Origin of the sequence: Xanthomonas maliensis, assembly GCF_009192945.1 — a bacterium.
Classification (GTDB): domain Bacteria; phylum Pseudomonadota; class Gammaproteobacteria; order Xanthomonadales; family Xanthomonadaceae; genus Xanthomonas; species Xanthomonas maliensis.
Map to the genome: position 1 here is coordinate 24251 of NZ_NSET01000063.1, position 22974 is coordinate 47224.

Annotated in this window: 24 protein-coding genes and 1 tRNA gene; 9 read left to right on the forward strand and 16 right to left on the reverse strand. The window is 62.2% G+C overall.

The window, feature by feature from the left end; genetic code table 11:
- The first annotated feature begins 7 nt into the window (after nt 1–7).
- The 4 genes from CKY51_RS18720 to CKY51_RS18735 all read left to right on the forward strand — a co-directional run bounded on the left by CKY51_RS18720 (nt 8) and on the right by CKY51_RS18735 (nt 4232).
- The gene (locus CKY51_RS18720; RefSeq protein WP_038221624.1) at nt 8–1312 is read left to right on the forward strand and encodes an aminotransferase-like domain-containing protein; all 1305 of its coding nucleotides are present in this window, start codon (nt 8–10) and stop codon (nt 1310–1312) included.
- A complete protein-coding gene (gene dpgD / locus CKY51_RS18725; RefSeq protein ID WP_022973007.1) occupies nt 1309–2106 on the forward strand; it encodes an enoyl-CoA-hydratase DpgD in 798 nt (265 codons plus the stop codon). The genes CKY51_RS18720 and dpgD overlap by 4 nt, the downstream gene beginning before the upstream one ends.
- Before the next feature lie 73 nt (nt 2107–2179).
- Nucleotides 2180–3913 carry a cyclic peptide export ABC transporter gene (locus tag CKY51_RS18730; RefSeq protein WP_022973008.1) on the forward strand — a complete coding sequence of 578 codons (1734 nt, stop codon included), beginning with the start codon at nt 2180–2182 and terminating at the stop codon, nt 3911–3913.
- A gap of 100 nt (nt 3914–4013) precedes the next feature.
- Entirely contained in the window at nt 4014–4232 is a 219-nt protein-coding gene (locus CKY51_RS18735; RefSeq protein WP_152249652.1) for an MbtH family protein, read from the forward strand.
- Nucleotides 4233–4303: 71 nt separating this feature from the next.
- Here CKY51_RS18735 and CKY51_RS18740 read toward each other — a convergent pair whose 3' ends face one another.
- Both CKY51_RS18740 and CKY51_RS18745 read right to left on the reverse strand, forming a co-directional pair.
- Nucleotides 4304–5902, reverse strand: coding sequence for an MBL fold metallo-hydrolase (locus tag CKY51_RS18740; RefSeq protein ID WP_022973010.1), 1599 nt, complete (start codon nt 5900–5902; stop codon nt 4304–4306).
- Between the two features lie 13 nt (nt 5903–5915).
- Nucleotides 5916–7499, reverse strand: a complete 1584-nt coding sequence (locus tag CKY51_RS18745) for an MBL fold metallo-hydrolase (RefSeq protein ID WP_152249653.1) — start codon at nt 7497–7499, stop codon at nt 5916–5918.
- Between the two features lie 347 nt (nt 7500–7846).
- Here CKY51_RS18745 and CKY51_RS18750 point away from each other — a divergent pair, with 347 nt between their 5' ends.
- The gene (locus tag CKY51_RS18750) at nt 7847–8230 is read left to right on the forward strand and encodes a DUF3653 domain-containing protein (RefSeq protein WP_031340108.1); all 384 of its coding nucleotides are present in this window, start codon (nt 7847–7849) and stop codon (nt 8228–8230) included.
- A 50-nt stretch (nt 8231–8280) separates the two neighbouring features.
- Here CKY51_RS18750 and CKY51_RS18755 read toward each other — a convergent pair whose 3' ends face one another.
- From CKY51_RS18755 to CKY51_RS22515, 9 genes are all read right to left on the reverse strand, one after another.
- Nucleotides 8281–8553: a hypothetical protein gene (locus CKY51_RS18755; protein WP_022973014.1), complete on the reverse strand. Its 273-nt coding sequence runs from the start codon at nt 8551–8553 to the stop codon at nt 8281–8283.
- 163 nt (nt 8554–8716) lie between these two features.
- Nucleotides 8717–9868: a zonular occludens toxin domain-containing protein gene (locus CKY51_RS18760; RefSeq protein WP_152249654.1), complete on the reverse strand. Its 1152-nt coding sequence runs from the start codon at nt 9866–9868 to the stop codon at nt 8717–8719.
- A gap of 1 nt (nt 9869) precedes the next feature.
- Nucleotides 9870–10160: a hypothetical protein gene (locus CKY51_RS18765; RefSeq protein ID WP_031340113.1), complete on the reverse strand. Its 291-nt coding sequence runs from the start codon at nt 10158–10160 to the stop codon at nt 9870–9872.
- On the reverse strand, nt 10160–11554 hold the full coding sequence (locus CKY51_RS18770) for a hypothetical protein (RefSeq protein WP_152249655.1): 1395 nt from the start codon (nt 11552–11554) through the stop codon (nt 10160–10162). The genes CKY51_RS18765 and CKY51_RS18770 overlap by 1 nt, the downstream gene beginning before the upstream one ends.
- 141 nt (nt 11555–11695) lie before the next feature.
- A complete protein-coding gene (locus CKY51_RS18775) occupies nt 11696–11899 on the reverse strand; it encodes a hypothetical protein (RefSeq protein ID WP_152249656.1) in 204 nt (67 codons plus the stop codon).
- A 268-nt stretch (nt 11900–12167) separates the two neighbouring features.
- Complete coding sequence (locus CKY51_RS18785) at nt 12168–12458, reverse strand: hypothetical protein (RefSeq protein ID WP_152249657.1); 291 nt, start codon at nt 12456–12458, stop codon at nt 12168–12170.
- A 108-nt stretch (nt 12459–12566) separates the two neighbouring features.
- Complete coding sequence (locus tag CKY51_RS18790; protein WP_244952557.1) at nt 12567–13664, reverse strand: replication initiation factor domain-containing protein; 1098 nt, start codon at nt 13662–13664, stop codon at nt 12567–12569.
- Nucleotides 13661–13822, reverse strand: coding sequence for a hypothetical protein (locus tag CKY51_RS22510; protein WP_022973013.1), 162 nt, complete (start codon nt 13820–13822; stop codon nt 13661–13663). Before CKY51_RS22510 ends, CKY51_RS18790 begins: the two co-directional genes overlap by 4 nt.
- Nucleotides 13815–13973 (reverse strand): hypothetical protein, encoded by a 159-nt coding sequence (locus CKY51_RS22515; protein WP_155975891.1) that lies wholly within the window; start codon nt 13971–13973, stop codon nt 13815–13817. Before CKY51_RS22515 ends, CKY51_RS22510 begins: the two co-directional genes overlap by 8 nt.
- A 153-nt stretch (nt 13974–14126) precedes the next feature.
- Here CKY51_RS22515 and CKY51_RS18795 point away from each other — a divergent pair, with 153 nt between their 5' ends.
- Nucleotides 14127–14603, forward strand: coding sequence for a DUF3693 domain-containing protein (locus tag CKY51_RS18795; protein WP_152249658.1), 477 nt, complete (start codon nt 14127–14129; stop codon nt 14601–14603).
- A 238-nt stretch (nt 14604–14841) separates the two neighbouring features.
- On the opposite strand, the gene relB is transcribed toward CKY51_RS18795, so the two are convergent.
- From relB to CKY51_RS18820, 5 genes are all read right to left on the reverse strand, one after another.
- On the reverse strand, nt 14842–15018 hold the full coding sequence (gene relB / locus CKY51_RS18800; protein ID WP_152249659.1) for a type II toxin-antitoxin system RelB family antitoxin: 177 nt from the start codon (nt 15016–15018) through the stop codon (nt 14842–14844).
- 83 nt (nt 15019–15101) lie between these two features.
- Complete coding sequence (locus tag CKY51_RS18805) at nt 15102–15461, reverse strand: hypothetical protein (RefSeq protein WP_152249660.1); 360 nt, start codon at nt 15459–15461, stop codon at nt 15102–15104.
- A 36-nt stretch (nt 15462–15497) separates the two neighbouring features.
- The gene (locus tag CKY51_RS18810; protein WP_152249661.1) at nt 15498–16052 is read right to left on the reverse strand and encodes a 3'-5' exoribonuclease; all 555 of its coding nucleotides are present in this window, start codon (nt 16050–16052) and stop codon (nt 15498–15500) included.
- A gap of 63 nt (nt 16053–16115) precedes the next feature.
- Nucleotides 16116–16208: transfer RNA gene (locus CKY51_RS18815), tRNA-Ile, on the reverse strand.
- Nucleotides 16209–16296: 88 nt separating this feature from the next.
- Nucleotides 16297–17196, reverse strand: coding sequence for a DNA-binding protein (locus CKY51_RS18820; RefSeq protein WP_081641473.1), 900 nt, complete (start codon nt 17194–17196; stop codon nt 16297–16299).
- A 104-nt stretch (nt 17197–17300) separates the two neighbouring features.
- Here CKY51_RS18820 and CKY51_RS18825 point away from each other — a divergent pair, with 104 nt between their 5' ends.
- From CKY51_RS18825 to CKY51_RS18835, 3 genes are all read left to right on the forward strand, one after another.
- Nucleotides 17301–18386, forward strand: coding sequence for a site-specific integrase (locus tag CKY51_RS18825; protein ID WP_022974746.1), 1086 nt, complete (start codon nt 17301–17303; stop codon nt 18384–18386).
- 351 nt (nt 18387–18737) lie between these two features.
- On the forward strand, nt 18738–19844 hold the full coding sequence (locus tag CKY51_RS18830) for a restriction endonuclease (protein WP_152249662.1): 1107 nt from the start codon (nt 18738–18740) through the stop codon (nt 19842–19844).
- 85 nt (nt 19845–19929) lie between these two features.
- Complete coding sequence (locus tag CKY51_RS18835; RefSeq protein ID WP_152249663.1) at nt 19930–22974, forward strand: TrlF family AAA-like ATPase; 3045 nt, start codon at nt 19930–19932, stop codon at nt 22972–22974.

Consider the following 22974-nt stretch of genomic DNA (forward strand, 5'->3'; position numbering starts at 1 on the left):
CGTGGCAATGCTTCCGCTCACGGAGTTGCACGGCAGCCTGGGCGATCCGGTGCTGGGGGCGATCGATTTCCTCAACGACATCATCGACCGCTATCCCGATGCGATCTCGTTCGCTCCCGGCGCACCGGCAGCGAGCCTGCTGGAACCGCTGGATCTCAACGTCCATCTGCAGACCTATCTCACCCACCTGGTGCGCAGCGAAGGCTTGAGCGCAGCGCAGGCGCGCCGGCGTTTGTACCAGTACGGCCCCAGCCGCGGCATCATCAATGCACTGCTCGCTCAAGCGCTGCGGCATGACCAGGGCCTGGACATCGCCGCCTCGAGCATCGTGGTGACCGTGGGCTTCCAGGAAGCGATGCTGCTGGTGCTGCGTGCCTTGTTCGCCCAGCCCGGCGATGTGCTGGCGGTGGTGCAACCGTGCTTCGTCGGTGCGATGGGTGCGGCGCGCGTCCTCGACATCCCGTTGCTGGGCATCGACGAACACGACGGCCGTGTCGATCTGGATCAACTGCAACGCGCCTGCGGCGACTTGCAGGCACAAGGCCGGCGCCTGCGTGCGCTCTACGTGGCCCCGGATATCTCCAACCCCTCCGGCAGCCTCCTCGATCGCAGCCAGCGTCAGGCCTTGCTCGATGTCGCCGCAGCGCACGATTTCTGGATCCTGGAAGACAGCACCTACGGCTTCACCGTGCCGGCGCACCGGGCCATCCCGTCGCTGAAGGCGATGGACCGCCAGGGCAGGGTGGTCCATCTGGGCACCTTCGCCAAGATTGCCTTGCCGGGTATCCGGGTCGGCTTCGTGGTTGCCGACCAGCCGCTTTGCGCCCCATTGGACAACGGCCCGCCACGGGTGCTGGCCGATGCACTGGCCGCGCTCAAGAGCATGGTCACCGTCAACACCTCGCCGGTCTGCCAGGCCATCGCCGGCGGCATGCTGCTGAGCCATGGCGGCTCGCTTGCCGCGCTGGGCGCAGACCGCGCCGGGTTCTATCAACGCAAGCTGGCCCGCCTGCTGGCGGCCTTGCAGCGCGAACTCGGCGCGCTGGCCAGCGCGCATCCGGCCCTGCGCTGGAACCAGCCGGCCGGCGGGTTCTTCGTCTGCATGCAACTCGGCGTGCCAGTGGATGCCGCCTTGCTGGAAGTGGCCGCGCGGAGCTACGGCGTGCTGTGGACACCGATGCGCATGTTCTACCTGGACGACGGCGGCCAGCAGACCTTGCGGCTGTCGTGCAGCTATCTCTCCGATGACCAGATCGACGAAGGCGTGCAGCGTCTGCGCCGTTTTCTTTGCGACCCGCGGGTGCTCGGATGACGAGCACGCCCGTCCTGTTCGAGCGCGATGGGCATGTCGCGCGTATCACCTTGAACCGCCCGGCGGTGCTCAACGCGCTGGATCTGGCCACCCATGCCGCGCTGGCCGATGCCTGGGACAGCTTCGAACGCGACGACACGCTATGGGTGGCCGTGCTGAGCGGCAGCGGCGAGCGCGCGTTCTCAGTCGGACAGGACTTGAAGGAATTGGCCACACGACTGGCCGAGGGCGTGCCGTCATCGTCGTTCGGCAGCCAGGGCGCGGCCGGATGGCCGCGCCTGACCGAGCGCTTCGACCTGTGCAAGCCGGTGATCGCCAGAGTCAACGGGCTCGCGCTGGGGGGCGGCTTCGAGCTGGCGCTGGCCTGCGACATCATCGTCGCCACCGACACCGCCGAATTCGCCTTGCCCGAGGCCCGGCTCGGCCTGATCGCTGGCGCCGGCGGCGTGTTTCGCCTGACACGGCAGCTGCCGTATCGCACCGCCATGGGCTATCTGCTGACCGGTCGCCGCCTGGATGCAGCGCGTGCGCTGGCCCTGGGCCTGGTCAACGACGTAGTACCGGCCGAGCGCCTGGATGCCTGCGTGGACGCTTGGGTGCAGGATCTGCTGGCTTGCGCACCGTTGTCGCTGCGGGCGATCAAGCAGGCCGCGGCCACGGCTGCGACGCTGCCGCTGGCCGAGGCCTTCGCCGCGCGCTACTCCTGGGAAGAGCGCCGTCGCCATAGCCAGGACAGCCGCGAAGGGGCACAGGCCTTCGTGGAAAAACGTCCACCGCAGTGGAGCGGACAATGAGCGCGCCGATGCCCACACACGGCCACGCGTCGGCAGCAGCGTTCCCTCATCGCGCGGTCGTGGGAGTGCAGCCGTGTTGATCGGTCGCTATCTGCGCCGTCACGCGCGGACGCTGGCTGGCCTGTCGCTGCTGTCGGCCGCCAGCGCCGGCACCTCGATGCTGCTGCTGGACTATCTCAATGCCACCGCTACCCGGTTACAGCACCTGCAGGTGGCCGAGGCCTTGGTGCGCGGTGCGCTTCTGCTGGGCGCGGCGTTGCTGGTGCGGCTGCTGTCCGCACGGCTGGCCGCGCAGGTCGGCAGCGGCCTGATGGCCGAATTACGCCGCGACCTGTCGGACCGCTTCCTGGCGCTGCCATTGCAGCGCCTGATGCACCGCAAGCATGCCGTCTTCGGTGCGCTGATCGGCGACGTCGGTCGCCTGACCCAGATGATCCAGATGGGGCCGGTGTTGTTGACCAACAGCTTGCTGTCGCTGGGCGGGTTGGCGTATCTGGCGTGGATCTCGCCGTCGCTGTTCGCGGTGGTGGTTCCCTTCATCGGCCTGTCCGGCCTGCTGTTCCATCTGACCCGCCGTTTCACCGGACCGGCCTATGACCGCATGCGCCAGGCCGAGGAACAGCTCAATGGCCTACTGCGCACCTTGGTGGAAGGCAAGAAGGAACTGACGCTGTCGACGGCCAGGGCAGGGCATTTCTCCCGACGGCAGTTGCAGCCGGCGATCGACAACGCCCGCCGCACCCAGTTCGATACCAGCCTGCATTGGGGCATCAGCGACGCCTGCGCCGAGTTGATCGGCTATGGCTGGGTGCTGGCGGCAATCCTGGCCGGCCGCTACCTGTTCGACGTGCCCTCGGCCACGATCCTGCAGTTCGTCATCACCGGCTTGTTCATCAGCGGCCCGCTCAATGCCTTGTTCGATCTGGGCGCGCAGGTCGGCAGCGCAACGGCCAGTCTCCGTCATCTGCGTGAGGTGGGACTCGACGTTGCGGAAGAGCTGTCGGCCAACAGCGCGCCGCACGTCGGAAACGCGCCCAATCCCCTGCCACTGCCAAGCGCGCCGAGCTGGACCACGCTGCGATTGGAACAGGTGGCCTACCGCTACGCCAGCGACCAGGGCGACCTGTTCCAGTTCGGCCCGATCGATCTGACAGTGCAGCGCGGCGAGACCGTGTTCGTGACCGGCGGCAACGGCAGCGGCAAGTCGACCTTGCTGCTGTTGCTGAGCGGACTGCTGCAGCCCAGCGACGGGCGCATCCTCGTCGACGGGCGGGTGCTGGGCAAGGACCTGGCGCTGGCCGACTATCAAGCGCTGTTCAGCGCGGTGTTCTTCGATTTCATGTTGTTCGAGCACGTGATCGGCGCTGGCGGCGAACGCGCCGACCCCGCGCAAGTGCAGGAGTGGCTGCAGCGCGTGGACCTCGCCGCGAAGGTCGGCTTCGAGGCCGAGCAGAGCGTATTCGCCCGTGTCGAGCTCTCGCAGGGGCAACGCAAGCGCCTGGCCTTGGTGCAGGCCTGCCTGGACGACCGCCAGATCATGATCTTCGACGAACTCACCGCCGACCAGGATCAGGCTTTCCGCGAGCGCTTCTACACCGTGCTGTTGCCGGCATTGCGGGCGCGCGGCAAGACGCTGGTGCTGGTGACCCACGACCAGGGCTACCGCCAGCTGGCCGACCGCGTCCTGACGCTGGACTATGGCCGCCTGGTGGGTCCCGAACCGACGCCGGACGCCGATCACGCAGCGGACTTGAGCTGCAGGACACGGACACCGAGACCGATCGCCGGCATGGTCTCGGGCAGCTGATCGAACGATCCATCAGGGCGCGTCGAACGTGCGGCCGACGCCCCGCGCATTGCCAGATGCGTGCAACCTGCCGTCACTCACCCCAACGGAGAACGCACAGATGTCGATTCACGACGACGAACAGGACCAGAACTACGTGGTGGTGATCAACCACGAAGAGCAATACGCCTTGTGGCCGGACTATGCCGAGGTGCCCAATGGCTGGACGGTGGTGTTCGAGTCCCATCCGAAGCAGGCCTGCCTGGACTATGTCAACGAACACTGGACCGACATGCGTCCGAAAAGCCTGCGCGACGCCATGGCCGCTGCCGGCCACTGAACGGGTCCCCGCGCTCTCCCTCCTGGCGGCACGCCGCCGGGAGCGAGAAGCGTGGCGTTCGCTGCCCACGCTCAGCCAGCGGGCAGGTGCAATTCCTTCATGCCGAACAGGCGTTCCCCCTCGATGCCACGCGCACGGCAATGTGCCAGGAAGCGATCGGCCTCGCGCAGGCCCAGATGCTCGCCCGACTGGTTGATCGCCAACACATGATTCAACCAGGGCTCCTGGCCCATCGCGTAGACATAGGCACGTTGCGCCGGCCAGCGATCGATCAGCGCGATCGCCTCGTCGGCATGCGAGCCGCGATCGCGGCGACTGCGATCCAGTTTGGGATCGATGCGACGGCTCAGCAGGTGCCCATAGCCCCAACTCAGCGGCGAGCCTTCGCATTCCATGCCCAGGAACAGCGCATCGACCGCGCCCAGCTCGGCAGCCACGTGCTGGTACAACTGCGGATCCAGATTGCAGGAGTCGGCCAGGCAGGCCGCGCTGCAGTCATTCAGGCGGATGTGATATCCGGCCTTGCCCTGGATATCCAGATCGCTGTGCTCACCGAGGAAGGGAAGGGCAGTGATCGCGCCGCCGGGCAGGGCAATGCGCTCGAACTCGTGCAGCTCGATCACCTGCGTAAATCCCAGCGCCTGCAGCATCAGCTTCAACGAGGGATCCTGCAGGCGACGTCCGGCACTGTGCGGAACCACCACGGTTCCAATGCGATGGCGTAGCCGCAGCAAGATCTCCGGGCGGATATGGTCGCTATGGCCGTGGGTGATCAGCACGTAGTCGATGCGCGCGGGCAGATCGGCCAAGGTGTAGCGGGGCGGGTCGGCCTGGTAGTCGTAGGCGACGAACGGATCGGTGAGGATGCTGACCTGCTCGGACTCGATCAGCAGGCAGGCATGGCCGAGATAGCGCAGACGCAGGCCGCCGTCCGGCGGGCGGTGCCGCTGCGGCGCCGGTACGGCGTCGAACAGCCGCGCGAAGCCGGCATGCTGGGCCGCACTGAGACCAAGGCGCTCGCCGAGCTCGGCAATCGCCACCGGCTGCTGCTCGGCAGCGAACAACGCATCCAGTCGCGCATCGTCCCAGGGCAGCGCCACGACCGGCGAGTCGGGCGCTTCCAACACCGGCGTGCTGCGCTCGTACGGCAGCCAGTCGCGATCGACCCGGCCGAAGGCGAACTGTTGCAGATCGCGCCGATAGAAGCGGCTGCGATACAGCAGGCCTTCCATCAGGCGCAGGCCGGGGTGATCGTTGAGGTCGTAGACCAGTTCCACCAACCCGGCCAGCTCACTGGGGAGTTGCGCATACAGCGGCTCCAGCGATTGGCCGGTGGCCTGTTGCCGTAGCAGCGTTTCCACCGCCTTCAATGCCGCCGCCAGCGCGAGCGCCTCGCTCTGCACGAGCAGGCTGCGCTCGCGCAATTGGCGGATTTCCTCGGTCCTGGGCGTTGGGTAGTTGATCCAAGGTCCGCCCATCAGGGCCGGATCCCGTGCCGCCAACGCATGCTGTTCGGGCGCGCGCAGATAGGACTCCAGGATCGGCAGTTGCTGCTTGGCCACCACCAACGCCGATTGCGCCGGCGGAATCAGCATGTCCCACAGCACCCAATGGTTCAACAGCGGGCGGGCCACCGCATCGGCCCGCAGATACGCGCGTGCGTCGGACATGTGCACCCCGAATTCAAAGCGTGATTTCGCACCGGCCGAACAGCAGTTCGGCATGGCGGCCGGCGGCGCGGGCATTCGCTTCCAGCTGACGCGCCTCACGGAACTGCGGCAACTCCTCGGAATAGAGGATGCTGGTGATATGGGTGACCCAGGGTTCGGCGCCCATCGCATACACGTACAGCCGCTCCGGCAGGAAGAACTCCTGCAGCGCACTGGCCAATGCACTGTCGCAGCCGTCCAGACGCCGCGACTGGTCCTCGCCGCGTGTGAGCATCTTCTGCAACAGCGGCCCATACAGCCAGGTTGCCGGCGCGCCGACGCATTCCATGCCCAAGAACATACAGTCGATCCTGGGGAACATCGCCTTCAACGGCGCATAGAACTCGGCCATCGGCGGACGCGAATCGGCAAACAGAACGCAGACCTTGCCATCCAATTCCACCGCATGCACCAGTTTGGCGCGGATATCCAGGTCCGCATGCTCGCCATAGAACGGCGCGCCGACGATGCGTCCCTGGGCAAACCGCAACTCTTCGTAGTCGGCCAATTCCACCACATTGGCAAAGCCGCAGTGCTCCAGGCACAGCTTCAGCGAAATGTCCTGAAGATCGCCGCCGCCGGCGCGTCCCACCACCACCGTGCCGATGCGATGGCGGATACGCAGCAGCGCCTCCATGACCACATGGTCCTGGTGCGGATGGGTGATCAACAGGTAATCGATCTTCGCCGGCAGGTCGTCGAAGGTGAAATGATCGATAGCGCATTCGCCCGGATAACTGATCAGCGGATCGATCAGAATGCTGACCCCGGCGCCCTCGATCAGCACGCAGGCATGGCCGAAATAGCGCACGCGCACGCCGTCCGGCGCGGGCTGGCCTGGCAACGGCGCATCGGTCAACAGCGCCCGCGCCGCTTCGCGCGTGGTGCCGGCAGGCGCATAGCGCAGGATCTGGTCGAGTAGGGCATCGCCATCGGCCATGCCACCGCACAGTTGATCCCAGAACGGATCGGCAAACGGCACTGCCAGCTCCAACGAACCGGACGCCGAGGGCAATTGCGGCGTGCTCAGCGCAAACGCGCGCTCCTGGTCGCTGACAGGCTCCAGCACCGCGCTCTGCAGGCCCGGATCGTAGGCCGTGCTGGCATAGAACTGGCGCTCCATGAAGCGCACGCCCGGCTGCTTGCTGACGTCGTAGAACAGCTCCAGCTTGTCGCGGATCAAAGGATCGACCTTGGCGTACAGGCCCGCCAACCCAGCCCCCTTGGCCTCGGCGTGCAGCAGCGAATAAACCGCCGCGATCGCCTCGGCATACCGCAGCTGAGTCGCGCAGCGCTGCAGCGTTTGGTCGCGAAACCGGCGGATGTCGCCGACATCGCCCGGATGATCAATAAAGGGACCACCGCGCATGTCCGGCTCGCGCAGCGCCGCACGGTGCTGCTCGGGATCCTCGAGGAAGGAATCCATCATCGACAGATGCGAGTGCTCGGTATACAGCCCGAAGGTCAACGGGGAGATCAGATAAGGATGCGCGAACCAACCATTGACGCGCGGAAGCAGACGAACATGCTCGGACAGCCGAAACCAGGTAGCAGTCATGATGGGCAACGAAGCACACGAAGCGGACGATGCCACAGCCTCCCAGTGCATCGCTGGCACCGCTTGCACCATCGTGGCAACGGCTTGCCGCAGCGCGCCAGCGGGATGGAAGGTACGCCGCGAACGACGGCGCCTTTGAAGCAGCGGCACCGACCATGGAGCCGGATCGACGGATCGGAGCAGACGAGGATCGAGCAGCCGGCGATTGGCCTGGGCAGAAGCTAAAAGCCTGGACGTCTCCCTGATCGACATATGACATAATATACATTATGCGAAGTGCTGCTATTGACGCTGCTGTGCGGCCTGACGGCCTATCACTGCTGGTCCCTCAACAAGCGGACTCGGCAATGAAGCTAGACACCGACGAGCACGTCGACCTGACCGGCCCTTGGGCCGGTTTTGGTTTTCAGGGAGGCAGGATGTTCACCCCAGAAGGCAGAGACCTGCGACCGGCCGACATGGCCTGGTGGTCGCTGACCTGCGCGATCGCGCGGGAATGGTCGTTGATGATGTCGATGGAGCGAAATGCGCGATCGGCAAATCCGCGAACGCCTACTGCCGCAATGACTCCGGGGGCGCGACGTCCAGGACAGTGCAAGGTCATCTACCTGCGGGACGTGCTGCGGCGCCAGCGGGAACAGGCGTCATCAATGGAGGCTGGCGCGGGGTTCGGCGCGGATGCACCCGTGGGCCGACCTGGACGGGGCCGGCGGCGTCCACGGCGCGGGTGAGGCGTGATCCGTAGGGGGCAAGCCCCCTACACCCCTGGTCATGACCAGGATCAGCCGTAGCGGCGCGCCAGCTCGGTGACGTACCTGGCCACGGTGCGGCGGGACGATCCGTTAGAGATGGTCTGGCGGATCTGCTCAAGCAGGAGGACATCGGTCAGCTCCTGCAGGTTGCGGCGGCCCTTGGCGAGGCGGACGGCCTGACGCTGGCGGTACAGCTTGGAACGCTCTGCATCGGTCATGGCGGCCAAGCCGTTGGCAGGCGGCCGACCTGGTCGACCGGGTAACGGAAGCTGCAGCGTCGCGGTGTCTTTGTCGTCACGCATTACCGCAGGCTCCCACGGTTCTTGTTGGAACGAATGCCGGCAACGACCAGGCGGGCAGCGACGGCGAGCAGCAGGACGCCAGCGCCGATAGACATCAAAGTGTGGTGATCCATCCCCTGCCCCTTAGCTTGGTAAGTGACCAATATCGTGTCGCGTCACAATATTATAGATCGGCCGTGGTCGCGGGAATAGTGGTCGCGGTCGCGTACGGCTTGGATTCGGGGAACGTACCCGTGGTGCGCGTGCCGTGGCCGATCACCACGCCGGGAACCGTTGCGACCTGGTCGTGGTTGACCTGGTCAACCGGCGGGACGTAGGCAGGCGGCGGCGTGCTGGGTTGCTTATACGGGTTGTATGGCGTGCTGTTCCTGGCCACGGTGCGGCACTGTGGCTGATCCAAATCGTATTTGGTGCCCTGCTCGGTGATGCAGCTGCAGGACGCTTCACGGTAGACGCCGTGGGCATCGGTGCCGGCCAGGCTGGACATGCAGTAGAGCTGCGGCTGACCCACGGGTGAGCCACCATCGTAGATCGGGGCAGTCCACGGCATGGTCGCAAATCGCGCGACATGCGCCTTAGCATAGTCGGTGGGCGTCGCATAAGTGCGCGCGGCCCCGCCCGCCCCCGGACTACGTCCAAGGGCTGTCGGTGACGCGCGTTCTATATTTGGGGAACGCTCGGCTTCGTACTGCGCATTGGTGCGATCAAAATTCCACTTGAGCCCATAGAGGAGCAACAAGAGGACAACAACGCCAACGCAGATCCAGCGCAGCCACATGGGGACGCTGCGCTTGGTCGTAACCATGGTGGTGGACGTGTAGTAGTCGAACACGTACTTGGGGCGAACCCAGTCACGCACGTCTGCGCAATGGCCCTGCACGTTGGACTGATATTGCGTCCAGCGCTTGAGCTTGGTCTTCGACTTGAAGACAGAGGTCTGGCGCACATGGCAGTGCTCCTCATAGAGGCCACGCAAGAACGGATCGAGCTGCAGGCCCTGCTGTGCAATCAAGATGAAATCGAAACCGCGATGGCGGTGGCGAGCCATCGCATCGACATGATCGGGCACCTTGGAGCCGGGGTTGCGATTCGGAAAGATGGTATAGCACTCATCGAGCAGCACGACAGATCCGTCAGGCAGCTTTTCCCACTGTGTGGGATCTTCGATGTGCTTGAAGCCGGCTTTGTCGTAGTCAAGATCCTTGACGCCATGCGCGTAGATCGTGCGCCCTTCCTTCTTCCACTGGAACGCCTTGTCGAGCGCGTAGGCGGTCTTGCCGTGGCCGGGCTGGCCGGTGACGAGGTAGAGACCCATATCAGCTCCCTGAAAGCTTCTTGAGCAATACGCGATGCGATTGCACCGCGAGGATGGCGGACAAAATCATGGTGACCATGATGCCCAGGCCGGTGGCATCCCAATACGCAACGCCGACAGCGCCGAGGGCGCCGAGCTTGGATTGCACGAAGGACTTCAAGGCAGGCATGGCGATTTCGTTGGTCACGAGCCCGATGCCGAAAGCGAGAAGAACGCGGCCAATGATGCCAGGCAGATAGGTGCGCAGGGCCTGGATCAGTGCGGCGATCAAAGCACCAATGATCATTGGCATCAGGTATTCCCCATCTTGGCGAGAATAAAGGCGGAGGAGACGGCGCCGATCAGGATCATGATTGCCTTGACCTGATCGATAAAGTTGCACCAGAGCGGAGGCGGTGAGGCAAGCGTCTGCATGAAGCCCGAGGAAATGCCGGAACCGCCAACGCCGTTGACGAAACCAACGCACTGACCACCGCCGAAACCGGATTGGTCAAGCGAGTTGACATCGACTTGATTGGTCGTGAGCACCTTGGTGTCGTCAGGGCTGGCGCCTGCACCTGGATCCTGGGACATGTTGCCGACCTTGGTCCAATCGGGTTGGCCTGTATTGCCAGATCCGGCGCCGGCCTGAGCAAGCTTCTCGGTCGCGCAGGCGGTGCGCCACTGAAACAACAGCGCGTTGTACTCGATGGCATCACACTTATCGCCCGTGCACACAGGCATGTTGGCGCAGCTACCGCCGCTGATATTGCGATTGCGGCGCGTGTTGCAATCGATGCGCCATTGGATGCGCGCCTGACCGCACATGATCGGATCGCCGTTGCAGCTCGGAGGCGTATCACAGTCGTCGCCGCCGGAAAACGTGTGCTTGTCGCCATCACCATCGCCGCCACCGTCATCGGGTGAGCCATCGCCGTCGCTATCCTTCTTGCAGGTGCCGTCAGCGCCCATGACCTCGCCCTTGGCGCACTGACCATCACCAGGCAAGCAGCTACCGCTGGGGGATTTGACCTGACCAGGCGGGCACTCGTTATGGGATGGTGCGCAGGTGCCATCCTGCTGCAGCGTCATGCCGGCGGGGCACTGGCTGGGCTCGCACTGACCCTTGGCGTTCTTGGTCTGGCCGTTGGGGCACTCGGGCGGCAAGTCAGGCTCACACATGGCGAGCACGGTGTTGTAGTGGAAGCCGGGACCGCAGTTGTTGTTGTTCGGGTCGCAAACCTGATTGGCACCATATCCGCCGTTCCACGTGCCGTCAGCGTTTGGCGTCCACGTCTGGATGCAGCCGCTATTGCATTGATAGGAACCGCTGACAGGTGTGCCACTCTGCGAGCCTGGAAATGGTCCGTTGTAATCGGGTCGGGAGTTGCACTGCGCGCCGAAGCGGTATGGGTCATCTGTCGGCACGCCGCCGCATGTCAGCGGGTAATAGGCTGTGCCCTGCTCTGCCAGGACGGCACCGGGATTGGGATTGGCGACAAGGTTCATGTCCTTGTCATAGCACTTGATCTGGGTAGAACGCTGCCGGGCAAGCGCCTGGGCCTTACCTTCATCGCACTCACTGGCAGCGGTGCAACCGAGGATGCCAGCGTGCGCGTTACTGATGCCGACGGAAGCGAGGATGCCTGCGACGAGCACATAGGCGGCAAGGAGGCCAATGGCAGATGCGCAGAGACGTGCGATCACCGAGGCAATCGCACGGGGAACGATGGTCAGGAATCCAGGGCGAGCCATAAGGCTCCCAAGAGCGCGATCATGACGAAGTAACCTGCATACATGGTGTATCCCACAACGGGAAAGGGCGGGTTGCCCCGCCCTGCCCCGCAATCAGTTGGCCGCCTTCTTACCGCTACGGATCATCAGGACGATGCCGGAGATGGTCAGGACGATGACGCCGATGCCGAGCAGTTCGGTGTTGTCGATACTGGCCTTGACGGCGTCCGACATTTCGCCAGCGAAAGCCATCGGGGCGACGAGCGCGGTAGCGGTAACGGCAGCGGCTTGAGCAAACAGGGTCTTGAACTTGGGCATGACTTTTTCCTTGGTTGGTTGAGAGTGGTAACGCGGTGGCGCCTCACGCTCCGGCAACACGTCGTGACTGCCGGATCATGTATCCGATGGCCCACGCTCCAGCGATAACAGCTGAGACCGCGATGCCCTCGCCCACGTCCATGGGAGGCGGGAAACTCGACGAGGGACCCCAGAAGACCGCCGCACACGTCTGCGTTGAGGCATCGAAGTCCGATGCTTTGCAATGAGCGACGAGCACGGTGCTTTCCATGGTGATTTAGTGCTCAGATCAGGCAGCCTTGACGGGCGGCTGCGAGGCAGCGGCGGGCTTGTCTACGCGCACCAGCGTGGGCTTGCGGGCGAGCTTGAAGTCGCCGAAATCGCCGACACTGACGTTCTCTTCGAGGTCGAGCTCATAGATGCCGGGCTCGTAGGCTGGTTCCTTGCCCAGATCCAGTCGGACGGTCTGACGGAACTTACGGGTCTCGGCCATGGCTTCCTGGGTGCGAATAACACCGCTGCGGTCGCCCTTCTGCCAGTTCTTTTCGGTAACGCGGGTGTCGGTGATCGTGATCTTCATTGCGATGGTTCCTTGATGGTGATGGTGCGGAATTCCGTGACGCGTCACGGTACGGTGGCGGTGAAGTGGGCGGGCCCCGCGCCGCAAGCGACACGGTGCCCGAGGGTGCTAGGAGGGCTCGGGAAAAATGGAGTCGAGCTGATTGCGTACTAGGCCAATGTAGTCGCCAGTGATGGGCTTGAATCGACCGGGACGACCAGGGCGGGCAAGGTGATCGGAAATGATGCGAATAGAGCGTTCTTCGCCAACGGCATCGAGCAATGCGGTGAAGTGAGTGCCAACCTGAGTAGCCATAAACTTGACCATGGCTTTGACGCTGGCATTGACCATGCGCTCCTTGACCTGTAGGCGCTCGAATTCGCCAATAACAAGGTCTTCAAGAACGGGGTATGCACCGCCGAAATAGCGAGCTGGATTGATGAGAGCATCAAGAGGAAGCTCGGTGCGCTTTGCGTAGAGGCGAAGCTCACAACGCGTATGGCCGCTATCGGGGTCGCCAAGCTGCTTGCCCTTCTCGTAGACATTGAGCTGCTTATGCCCCTTCTGGCCGACGTAAAGCGAGCACCCCTTATCACTGCCCATGTCATCGACAAAAGAGCCTTGAGGAGGACGTCCATTCATGGCGAATGCACCGGTCAGGTAGAGATCGTGAAAGTGATGGATATCGAAGGTCTCGCCGGTCAGATCATCGACGGCAATATCGAGACGAGTGATGTGCGCGCCGAGATCGCTGGCCACCTGGTGGACGTGGCGCCAACTGGGGACGTGCTGGCAACCCTGACCTGAAAGAACAAGGCAAACCTCACCGTCGTCAGTAATGCCAACCTTGCCGGCAACCTCGGATAGGCAATCAACGAGAGTTGCGCTACGTGGGTAACGACGATTCAAGGTGCGATCAAGCAAGGGGCCGCAGGCAATTGAGCCAGAGGTGCCAAAGACGTAATCAACGATGTCAGTCATCGTCATGCGACGGAACAGCTTCGCCGACTTGTCGGTGTCAAAAACGAGGGTGCAATAGTCAATCAGCGGGGCCGTGAGTGTGCTGATCTTCGGAGACTTTTGGCCCGTGTTACTGCTCGGGCCAGCCGGCTGCGCCGGCTCTGAGGCGTCACGTATCTCTGACTCACGGCCGGAAAAGTGGTGTGCTACCGAACCAGTACGCCCAGACCACAGGTCGCGTTCCCACTGAGCGATCGACAGCGTCACAGAGACACCGCCGGGGTGTTGCCGATGAGCTGGATGCGCTGGGCGATCATGGCCAGGTAGATTTCGACCAGGTCGGCATGGCCGAACTCGCGCGCCCAGCTGAGCAGGTCAAACAAGATGAACAAATTGATTCCGGGGATTTCGACCAGGTCAGACATTGCGGCGCACCTCGCGCTTGGCATTGGCGACAAGGGCGAAGGCGCGGTAGTCGGAGTCGAGGAGAGCGAAGGAAGCCTGGCGGCGATAGACGACCAGGCCGATGGCGCAGCGCAGGTACGCGCACGCGATAAGGACCAGCCAGATGGCCAAGATAATGTGATGCGTCACGTAATGTCCCCTTGTGCCTGTCCCCTACCCTGACCCGGGGCCCCCGGGGGGTACCGGGGGGCGGGGTATCAGTCACTAACTGATACGACGAGCATGTAAACTGAGGACTGACACAGCTGTCAACTGGTAACTGATATGGACACTATAAATAAATTGCTTGACAACGCGCGGAAAACGTGTATCCGCGACAGTGATCGCGCAATAGCTCAGACGCTGGGTGTCACGGCGCAGTCAGTGTCTGTATGGCGCAAAGGCGGAAAGATCACCGATGCGCATCTGATGGCGCTAATCGCCCTGGCTCAGGCTGACCCTGCCCTTGCGGTCAAAGTGCGCGAAGAGGAAGCCAGCTCACCGGTTGAGCGGAAGGCGTGGAGTGCGCTGTGGGACAGACTGTCCCCGGTCACCACGGTGATCGGGGCAGTAGGCGTGATCGCTCTGGGAATACACGCAGGAGCGCATGACGGGCTGATGGCGGCGCTCTCGCCTGCCGCCATAACGACTACCTTCTATACATTATGCGAAGTTCGCTGTATTGACGCTGCTGTGCGCCCTGGCGGCCTATCACTGCTGGTCCCTCAACAAGCGGACTCGGCAATGAAGCTAGACACCTGATTGCCGCGCAGGAAATGCCCCCGTTCCCGCAGACATACACCCCATTTGCCGCGGACATACGCCGCACATTTCTCGGAGCCTGGACAAGTCGCCCCAGCTTTGATGGAACGACGCAAAAAACGCCCCGGAGTTGACCGGAACAACCGCCAGTACTGAGATCTGGACCTTAAGTTCCAGCAGCGCTGTTCCATAGGACGACAAGTTCCTGCAGCTCTGGACCTGGTTCATCAGCGAGCTTCTATCGCTTTGCGGCTGCTTCGATCGCAGCGTGTGCGCGCGCCATCACTTGGTCGTGCGAAATCGTCGGCCGCGTGTTGGCCAGGGCGCGCTTGATCTTCGCCCGGAACCACCAGTCGTAGTCCTCGGCGGCTTCGGTCGACTCAAATTCGGAAACACGGGGATCGAGCTTGGCCATGTTTACTCCAGGATGGAACGAAGGAAAAGCTGCCCCGGATTCGCCAAGATGGCATACCGTTGTCGGTCTGGTGTTCCCAGACCTTAGTAGAAGTCACTGCGGCTTTGTTGGTAGCTCTCGAAGGCTTGCTCGATCTCAGTATCAGTGGGATCTCGGTAGATCGAGCCACTGGACTGTTGCAATCGATGAGTGACACGGTACCAGCCCCGAAAATCGTCGAAGGAAAAGACGAAGCCCGACTTGGCAACAACCTCCTCTGGAGGAAGCACAGGTTCATCCTTTAGCCTTTTCACCACGCCAGCCGCAGCATCTGCTGTCGCGATTGCTGTGCCCTCGCCTTTATCAAGATGGAGGGAAAACGTTGCAGCCCATACATGAGGCACAGCCTGAGACAACAGCCATGATCGGTACTGCGGATCTAGTTCGTCTGCGAGGTCATTCATGCCGCTTCTCTCTCCCCACGGTTCTGCTTACGATGGTTAGCTAGGGTGTGCGCTTACTCGTGCCATAGCATCAACGCCCCATGCTGGGCATGGCACGCGACCGGTAGAGACATGCCATGCCACTCGCAGTGCTTCTGCATCGACCAAGGCATGATGTCGTCTGGACTGAACTGCAGGATGAGCCTCAAAGTAGGCTTCCACCAATGTCGCCGTCTGCCTGTCGTGAATGATCTGCACATCCACTGCTCGAGGTGTCGGGCCGCACGCAGAGACTTGGGTATCGGGTAGATCGAAGCCCGCGAGCACGTAGTGCAGAAGCTGAAGATCGTTGGCGTAGTCCGCAAAGATCAGTGGAGCACTTGCGGAGTTGAGAAAACCGCGTAAGCGTCTGGTCATCGCTTGATCCGTCAAGACCGACTGGTCCCGATCCAGCAGTGGATACACGACGCTGCGAACGAAGTCAGTCGGGCGCGCCGGCAAGATCTCTCGCTCGGCGTAGAGGTAGTCAATGCCGCTCTCAGCCACGAGAGCGATGCTAACGAGCTCAGAGCCTATGGTATCGGCCCATTCGGTATCGAGAAAGAAGCGCATCAATTAAAAGCTTGGACGTAAGCAGGCACAGTTCGACGCATCAGCTGCGGCGACGCGAAAAGATGGTGCCCCTGGCCGGGCTCGAACCGGCACTTGCCGCTTATCTGGCGCTGACGGGATATAAATCCGCTGCTCTACCAATTGAGCTACAGGGGCGTGATCGTTGCGATCACGCCGGTATTCGAAAGCCGGGCTCGTAGCGGTGGTAGGCACTCATGGCTTGAGCATACCATGCGCTTGTTGTCTAACGTGGGGCGCGGCGCGACTTGCGTGCCGCCGGTGCGGCCGACTTCTGGCGTGACGTGGGCCTCGCTGAGACGGTACGTTGTAACTCTGCTGCCAGGGTGTCGGCTCGAGCTCGCTCGACGGCAGCTTCTCGTAGCGCCTCAGCCAATGCCTGACGGGTACTGTCTTCTTGCTGGCGAGCGTGCTGTTCAAACGTCTGACGCTCCCGTTGTGCGCTCGTAAGTTGCTTTAGAAGTGCCTGAGCTTCCTGTCGTGCCCGATCGATCTCTGCATGCGCCCTATCTTCAATTGCGCGCACGTGGTCGGCCTGACGATTGCGCTCGACGGTGATCACTGCCTCACGCTCGCTGTAGCGGCCCTGCAGCACACCAACCTCTTGTTCCATCTGGGTGCAGCGATCACGCAAGTCTTCGCGTTGCGTGGTCAGGTCGGCAATTTGAGTAAGCTGTTGATCGCACAAGCGCTGGAGATCGGCCAGCCGCTGTTCGGCGACAACCAGCGACTGCCGAGCTTGGTCGGCAGCAGCGGTATGCTGGTGAATCTGCGCTTGCCAAGCGGCCTCCCGATTACCGAAGTCATCTTCTAGCGCGACGAGGTTGGCACGCTGTTGAGCCAGCTGGTCGTCAGCGTGGCGCTGTGCTGCTGCCAGCGCGTGCTCCCACCATTGTGAGGCTAAGGTCGCCAGCTCTGCAGGGGCATTGGGTAGCTCAAGTTTGACCTGCTGCGCGGTTAGCCGCGCACCCAATCCTCTCCACCAGGTTTCCAGCCAGCGAACCACGGTGTTGGGCGAGCCAGTGCCAAGATGAGCTCGGATGCGTTCCACGGTCGGACGTTCGCCCAGCGCGACAAGCGCGTCGGCGGCGGCGTGAACATCTGATTCTGTGATGCCTCTGGCCATTGAAGTGCCTCCCGGATTGGCGCCCTGCCCTGCAGTTGACGTACTCGCGATAAGTGATGATTATCGCGGGTATAAGCTCTATTTCGTAGTATAAATTACATAGTATGAAAGATAATTCTACGATTCCCGTTCTCGCCGCGACGGCCGCCAACCTGGTGCTACCGGAACAGCTGGCCCAGCAGGCCGCCGATGCGGTGCGTGAGCTGCTGGCCGAAGCAGCCGCGGAAAACACCACCCGCAGCTACACCAGTGCCCTGCGCTACTGGGCTGGCTGGCACGCAGCGCGCTACGGCATTGAGCTCGCACTGCCGGTGCCCGAAGCCACCGTGCTGCAGTTCGTGGTCGATCACGTGCAGCGCCGCTCGGCCGAGGGTGAATTGGCTTGGGAACTGCCGACGGCCATCGACCAGGCGTTGGTGGCCGCTGGCCTCAAGGCCAAGCTTGGGCCCTGGACCTTGGCCACCGTACGCCATCGCGTTGCGGTCCTGTCCACGGCACACCGGCTTAAGCAAGTCAGCAATCCTTGCGAGCAGCCTGCGATTCGGACCGTGCTCAGCCGGGCCGCCCGGGCCGCTGTCAAACGCGGTGAGCGCCCACGTAAGAAGACAGCCATCACCCTGCCCGAGCTGGCGGCGCTGCTGGCCACCTGCGACGACAGTTTGGAAGGGATACGTGATCGTGCCCTGCTCTGCTTTGGGTTTGCCAGCGGGGGCCGCCGGCGCAGTGAGATCGCCGCTGCCGACCTGCGCGACCTGCGTCGGATCGGCGAGGCGGGCTATATCTACCGCCTGGAGCACAGCAAGACCCAGCAAGCCGGCGTCACCGCAACCTCGACGCCGGACAAGCCGGTGCTGGATCGGGCTGCCCTCGCACTGCAGGATTGGCTGGAGGCGTCCGGGATCACCGAGGGGGCGATTTTCCGGAGGTTATGGAAACAACGCGTGGGCCCTGCCCTGTCCCCCGCCGCGGTAGGCGAGATCGTGCAGCGGCGGGCGCGCCTCGCAGGGCTGGAGGGAGATTTTGGCGGACACAGCCTGCGGTCGGGGTTCGTGACCGAGGCCAGCCGGCAGGGCGTGGCGCTGCCAGCGATCATGCAGCTGACCGAGCACCGGTCGGTGTCCAGCGTTGTGGGATATTTTCAGGCCGGCGGAGCCACAGCTAACCCCGCTGCTCGACTGCTTGAAGACTGAAGGGCGACGCTATTAAGGCTCGTCGATGGAGCAGGTGCCACAGTCCGGACAGGCCGCTGCTGGTTCCGGTCGCTGTCGCCCTGTCCTCCTTGATGGCCATGACCGACCACCGCTCGGCGGCCAGTGTCATTGGCCATTATCAGCACGGTCGTGTGTCCCACAATCCGGCAGCGCAGCTGCTGGAGGAGCCCTGTCCGCCCACGGCTGGGGCACTCGCTGCCGCCGTTGACGTTGGATTGCTGTGGATGAAGGTGTGGCGGCTCGAGCGTATGCCGGCCGCAGTACAATCGGTCTGGGCACCATGTGCGCGGAGTTCGCACTGAAGGGGGAGAGGTGGATCCATCGGGTTTCATGCATCAGTACTACGACTGGAATGCGTTCGAGCGGTTCATAAAGGAGCTTCATGCCGCCGACGGGGATGTCATCGTCCAGCACAATGTCACCGAAGTTGATCGGTATGGTGCAAAGCGGCAGATTGACGTCAAAATCGTTCGAAAATCCCCGCTCTACACCCTCACTACGCTGGTGGAATGCAAGCGCTGGAAGGAGCCCGTTGGGCGTGACCGTGTCGACGTGCTTGCTGCCAGCCTGGAAGGCTTGGCAGCCAATCACGGTGCCATATTCACGACCACGGGGTTTGAGGAAGGAGCGGTCGCGTATGCCCGTAGTAAGGGCATTGAGCTGTACCTAGTTCGTGATCTATCTGATCAGGAGTGGGGACTGCCGGGCAGGCACCTGCATTTCCATCTGCATATGGCCGCGGCCGAACTGCGAAATGTACAGTTCGCTGCAGCCGCCATTCCACTGATCGACGAGTTAGAGCCGGATTTTAAGTTGCACATCGATCTTCGGCCCGAAAAGGCACTGGATCCTCAATTCGATCTGTTTTCAACCCGCACAGGGGAACGCGGCGCGAGCTTGGTCAGTCTGTTGGGCGAGGCTCATCGCCTGCTTCTATCATTTGTCAGCCAGCTTAAACCGGCGCGTGACTGGTCACAGCGCGGAATACTTCAACTGTCCGCCCGTGCTGAACTTGACCTCACTGCCACACCTTTCTGCCAATTGCGGCTACAGAAGGCAGCCGTTCGCATTGAGCGCGTGGGCTTTGAGTTCATTACCCACATAAGCCGATCGGAAATCAGCGTGGATCGTGGCGCGAGCCTTGATTTTGCTGTAATGGTCGAGAGCTTCGTCAGCGAGCAGCGGTTGATCGCCCAGCGCGGAAAGCAGGATTCTCGAATTCACATGCATGCGCATCAGCCGGATACCTCGACCGACGCGCCGCTGGAGAATGGAAGCATCTTCAGGATGGGTTGCTCCCCCTGGACGGGCCTCGGTGCGGAGGTGCCCGCCGAGCGCATGGCCATCGGCGATCTACTCTGCGCGGTGGTTAGCCCTGATGCGGCGCTGCCAGGACTGACGCTGAAGATAGGGTCTGATCTGCACGCAAGCCGGTGAAGTCCGCGCAGGCGCATCTGCTTGGCCTCGTCCGGCGCGACACGTTGGCACCGATATACAACTACGAGAACAGGGGGGTTCAGTGATGGAACGTACGTCGCAAGGGGCGCTGTGGAGAGTCTGGGACTTCCACTGTCACACACCGGCATCGTATCAATGGAATGGTTCGCCCAACTTGCGTGGAGCCATTGGCGAGGCCAGACAGGCGATCGTCAAACAGACAGTCCTTTCACTGAGGAATGCCGAACCGGATGTCTTCGTAATTATGGACTACTGGACATTCGATGGTTACCTGGCGGTGGCCGACTATGTGCGCCAGCAACCGGATGAGCTGCCGAACAAGCAGATCTTCCCCGGTATCGAGCTGCGTGTAGAGAGCTCGCTGGACAAGCGACTCAATGTGCATCTGATAATCGACCCTACAGTTGAACGCCAAGTCCTCCAAGACGTGTTGAACGACCTGAAACTAAGCCTTCGTGGAGGCGAACGAGGGCTGAGCGAAGCGTGTCTCGTGCAGTACGCCCGAGAGCTGGGCGCAGACAAACTCATCCCTTCCGGCTTCGACCCTGCACGTGTAGCCCAAGACGACGAGTACGCATTGAATGTCGGGTGGCGAACCGCAATGGTGACGCCCCAGTCCCTGACCAAAGCACTGAACACGCTGGGCTCGCGCGGACTGCTTCTGATGCCTTGGGACACCTATGGCGGTCTCAAAGACATTAAGTCGGGGCCGCACTATGCGGAGGTCAGGCGCCACATGACCACAGCGAGCATCTTCGAGTGCAAGGATCAGGGCAACCGCGACGCCTTTCACGGCGTCAGGTCGGCTGTCAATGAGAAGTACTTTGACGCATTTTGGGAATCGCTGGGGTCGACCCCCCGATTGTGTGTGCGTGGTACCGATGCCCACAAGCACGCAGACTACGGCGTGTTTCCGAACGGCATGAAGACATGGATCAAGGCCGAGCCTACCTTCCAAGGCATGTGCCACGCGATCAAGGAGCCATCCTTCCGTTCCTTTATCGGCGACATTCCATCCAAACTGGCCCAGGTGAGAGACAACGGCCGCTTGTTCATGAAAAGGCTGGAGGTCACGCGCAAACCCTCGGCCACCCTTACTGAGGCGTGGTTTGACGGCACGGACATTGAGCTGAACCCCGATCTGGTGGCGATCATCGGCAACAAGGGCTCAGGCAAGAGCGGCTTGGCAGAAGTATTGGCCTTGGCCGGCAATTCCAAAGCCCATGAGTACTTCACTTTCCTGATCGATGATCGCTTCAAGAGCGGGGCGACCCAGCGGGCCACAGCGTTCGAGGCAGTGCTCACTTGGTGGAACAACGATGCAGCGCAGGTGTCGTTGGACCAGCGGTTCAAAGAGGATCAACCCGAGCGCGTAAAGTACATCTCGCAGGACTACTTCGAGATGCTCTGCAACGATCACATCAACGGACAGTCCGATCAATTCAGCGCAGAGATCCGACAAGTGCTCTTCTCGCACCTGGACAGCGCTGACAAGGGCTCGCACGCCGGGTTGGATGAATACTTGGCGGACAAGGAGCGCCCCACGCTTGAGCGCGTCGGTGCTCACCGAGCTGCGCTCGGTGAGATCAATCACGCGCTCGCTGAATTGGAGCGCCAAGCGAGCGCAGGCCACCTCAATGAACTCAGGGAGCGCCTCGCGTCCAAGGAGCTCGAACTCGGCGATCACAACGCTAAGATGCCCGTCGAAATCCTGAAACCTGAAGCCAGTACTGATGACGCGTCCCCGGAGGCAGAGCGACTGAAGGTGATAGCCGAGGAACTTGCCGCCGGAGAGTCGATCCGCCAGAGTTCCGAGTCCACCCGACGTAAGCTGGCTTTACGCCGCACCAAGGTGGTTAGCGTCGCACAGCGCTTGGACGACTACGCCGTACAGGCCAGGCAGCTAGGTGCAAGCTTGGAAAAGGAGTTGGAAGAAGTCGCTGTCAATATCCAGCCGCTGGTCACCGTCGACGTCAAGTCGGGACTTCTGCGGGAGGTGGCGGCGGAGGACACGCTTCAGATCGAACAGCTTGTTCAGCAAGAACTGGCGCGCCAGCTGGCGCGAGAGACACTTGAGGCTGAGCAAAAACTGCTTCAGGAAAAGCTGGATGGCCCCTCCAAGGCGTACCAGGAGTACCTTGCTGCTCGCGCGACGTGGGAGCGGGTTCGCGCCCAGATTGTTGGCACGGAAGGCCAGGCAGATACCGTGGCGTTCTACAAGGCGAGAATTCAAGAGTTATCTACGCTGCCCGACCGATGCAGGGAGCTGCAGGCGAAGCAGGATGAGCGTGTTCGTCAGATTCACCAAGAACTCCTTTCAATTGCGGAGTCGCGCCGGCCGCTCTTCGATGGCGTCGAGGAGATTGTCAGGTCAGTGCCTGGCGTCGCTGAAGAGCTCAAGGTGGCGTTCCAAAGCGCCCTGTTCTTTGATCGATCTGCATTCTTTGAAAGCTTCTTTGGGCAGGTGAAGCAGAATACAGGTGGCTTCCGGGGGGAGGAGGAAGGCGCTTCGAAACTCAATGGGCTGATCCGCTCGATAGACTTCAATGACACGGAGAGCGTCGTCACAGGCCTACGAGCCATCCGCAGCGAGATCACGAGGAGTGGCGACAACGACCTGCCCTTGCTGCCGATCCTGAGAGCAAAAGTTGAGGCGGCGCACTTCTATGACTCCCTGTTCGATCTCCGCAACTTGGAGGCCAAGTTCTCTCTAAGCCTAGCAGGCACAAGCATCCAGCAAATGTCGCCAGGACAACGAGGCGCATTGCTACTCATCTTCTATCTGCTGGTCGACACTGACCCCACCCCCCTTATCCTCGATCAGCCAGAGGAGAACCTTGACAACCAGACGGTCTACTCAATGCTGGTTCCGATCATCCAGCGGGCCAAGCAGACCCGTCAGATCGTGATGGTGACTCATAATGCCAACTTGGCCGTGTGCTGTGACGCTGAGCAGATCATCCACGCGGAGTTTGATCGTGCTGGAGGATATGCGTTGCGTTACCAAAGCGGAGCCATTGAGAGCATGGAGCTAAATAAGTCCGTCCTCAACGTGCTTGAGGGCACCACCCCGGCATTTGAGAACCGGCAGGCAAAATACCTGCATTGA

What these genes read in the sequence shown, in the direction of transcription:
- CKY51_RS18765 (WP_031340113.1), bottom strand. Translation starts at nt 10,160, where the DNA reads ATGCCAATGATCATTGGTGCTTTGATCGCCGCACTGATCCAGGCCCTG.
- CKY51_RS18785 (WP_152249657.1), bottom strand. Translation starts at nt 12,458, where the DNA reads ATGAAGATCACGATCACCGACACCCGCGTTACCGAAAAGAACTGGCAG.
- CKY51_RS18755 (WP_022973014.1), bottom strand. Translation starts at nt 8,553, where the DNA reads ATGCGTGACGACAAAGACACCGCGACGCTGCAGCTTCCGTTACCCGGT.
- CKY51_RS22510 (WP_022973013.1), bottom strand. Translation starts at nt 13,822, where the DNA reads ATGTCTGACCTGGTCGAAATCCCCGGAATCAATTTGTTCATCTTGTTT.
- CKY51_RS18830 (WP_152249662.1), top strand. Translation starts at nt 18,738, where the DNA reads ATGCATCAGTACTACGACTGGAATGCGTTCGAGCGGTTCATAAAGGAG.
- CKY51_RS18720 (WP_038221624.1), top strand. Translation starts at nt 8, where the DNA reads ATGCTTCCGCTCACGGAGTTGCACGGCAGCCTGGGCGATCCGGTGCTG.
- CKY51_RS18750 (WP_031340108.1), top strand. Translation starts at nt 7,847, where the DNA reads ATGAAGCTAGACACCGACGAGCACGTCGACCTGACCGGCCCTTGGGCC.
- CKY51_RS18775 (WP_152249656.1), bottom strand. Translation starts at nt 11,899, where the DNA reads ATGCCCAAGTTCAAGACCCTGTTTGCTCAAGCCGCTGCCGTTACCGCT.
- CKY51_RS18740 (WP_022973010.1), bottom strand. Translation starts at nt 5,902, where the DNA reads ATGTCCGACGCACGCGCGTATCTGCGGGCCGATGCGGTGGCCCGCCCG.
- CKY51_RS18825 (WP_022974746.1), top strand. Translation starts at nt 17,301, where the DNA reads ATGAAAGATAATTCTACGATTCCCGTTCTCGCCGCGACGGCCGCCAAC.
- CKY51_RS18835 (WP_152249663.1), top strand. Translation starts at nt 19,930, where the DNA reads ATGGAACGTACGTCGCAAGGGGCGCTGTGGAGAGTCTGGGACTTCCAC.
- CKY51_RS18810 (WP_152249661.1), bottom strand. Translation starts at nt 16,052, where the DNA reads ATGCGCTTCTTTCTCGATACCGAATGGGCCGATACCATAGGCTCTGAG.
- CKY51_RS18805 (WP_152249660.1), bottom strand. Translation starts at nt 15,461, where the DNA reads ATGAATGACCTCGCAGACGAACTAGATCCGCAGTACCGATCATGGCTG.
- relB (WP_152249659.1), bottom strand. Translation starts at nt 15,018, where the DNA reads ATGGCCAAGCTCGATCCCCGTGTTTCCGAATTTGAGTCGACCGAAGCC.
- CKY51_RS18745 (WP_152249653.1), bottom strand. Translation starts at nt 7,499, where the DNA reads ATGACTGCTACCTGGTTTCGGCTGTCCGAGCATGTTCGTCTGCTTCCG.
- dpgD (WP_022973007.1), top strand. Translation starts at nt 1,309, where the DNA reads ATGACGAGCACGCCCGTCCTGTTCGAGCGCGATGGGCATGTCGCGCGT.
- CKY51_RS18820 (WP_081641473.1), bottom strand. Translation starts at nt 17,196, where the DNA reads ATGGCCAGAGGCATCACAGAATCAGATGTTCACGCCGCCGCCGACGCG.
- CKY51_RS18735 (WP_152249652.1), top strand. Translation starts at nt 4,014, where the DNA reads ATGTCGATTCACGACGACGAACAGGACCAGAACTACGTGGTGGTGATC.
- CKY51_RS18760 (WP_152249654.1), bottom strand. Translation starts at nt 9,868, where the DNA reads ATGGGTCTCTACCTCGTCACCGGCCAGCCCGGCCACGGCAAGACCGCC.
- CKY51_RS18795 (WP_152249658.1), top strand. Translation starts at nt 14,127, where the DNA reads ATGGACACTATAAATAAATTGCTTGACAACGCGCGGAAAACGTGTATC.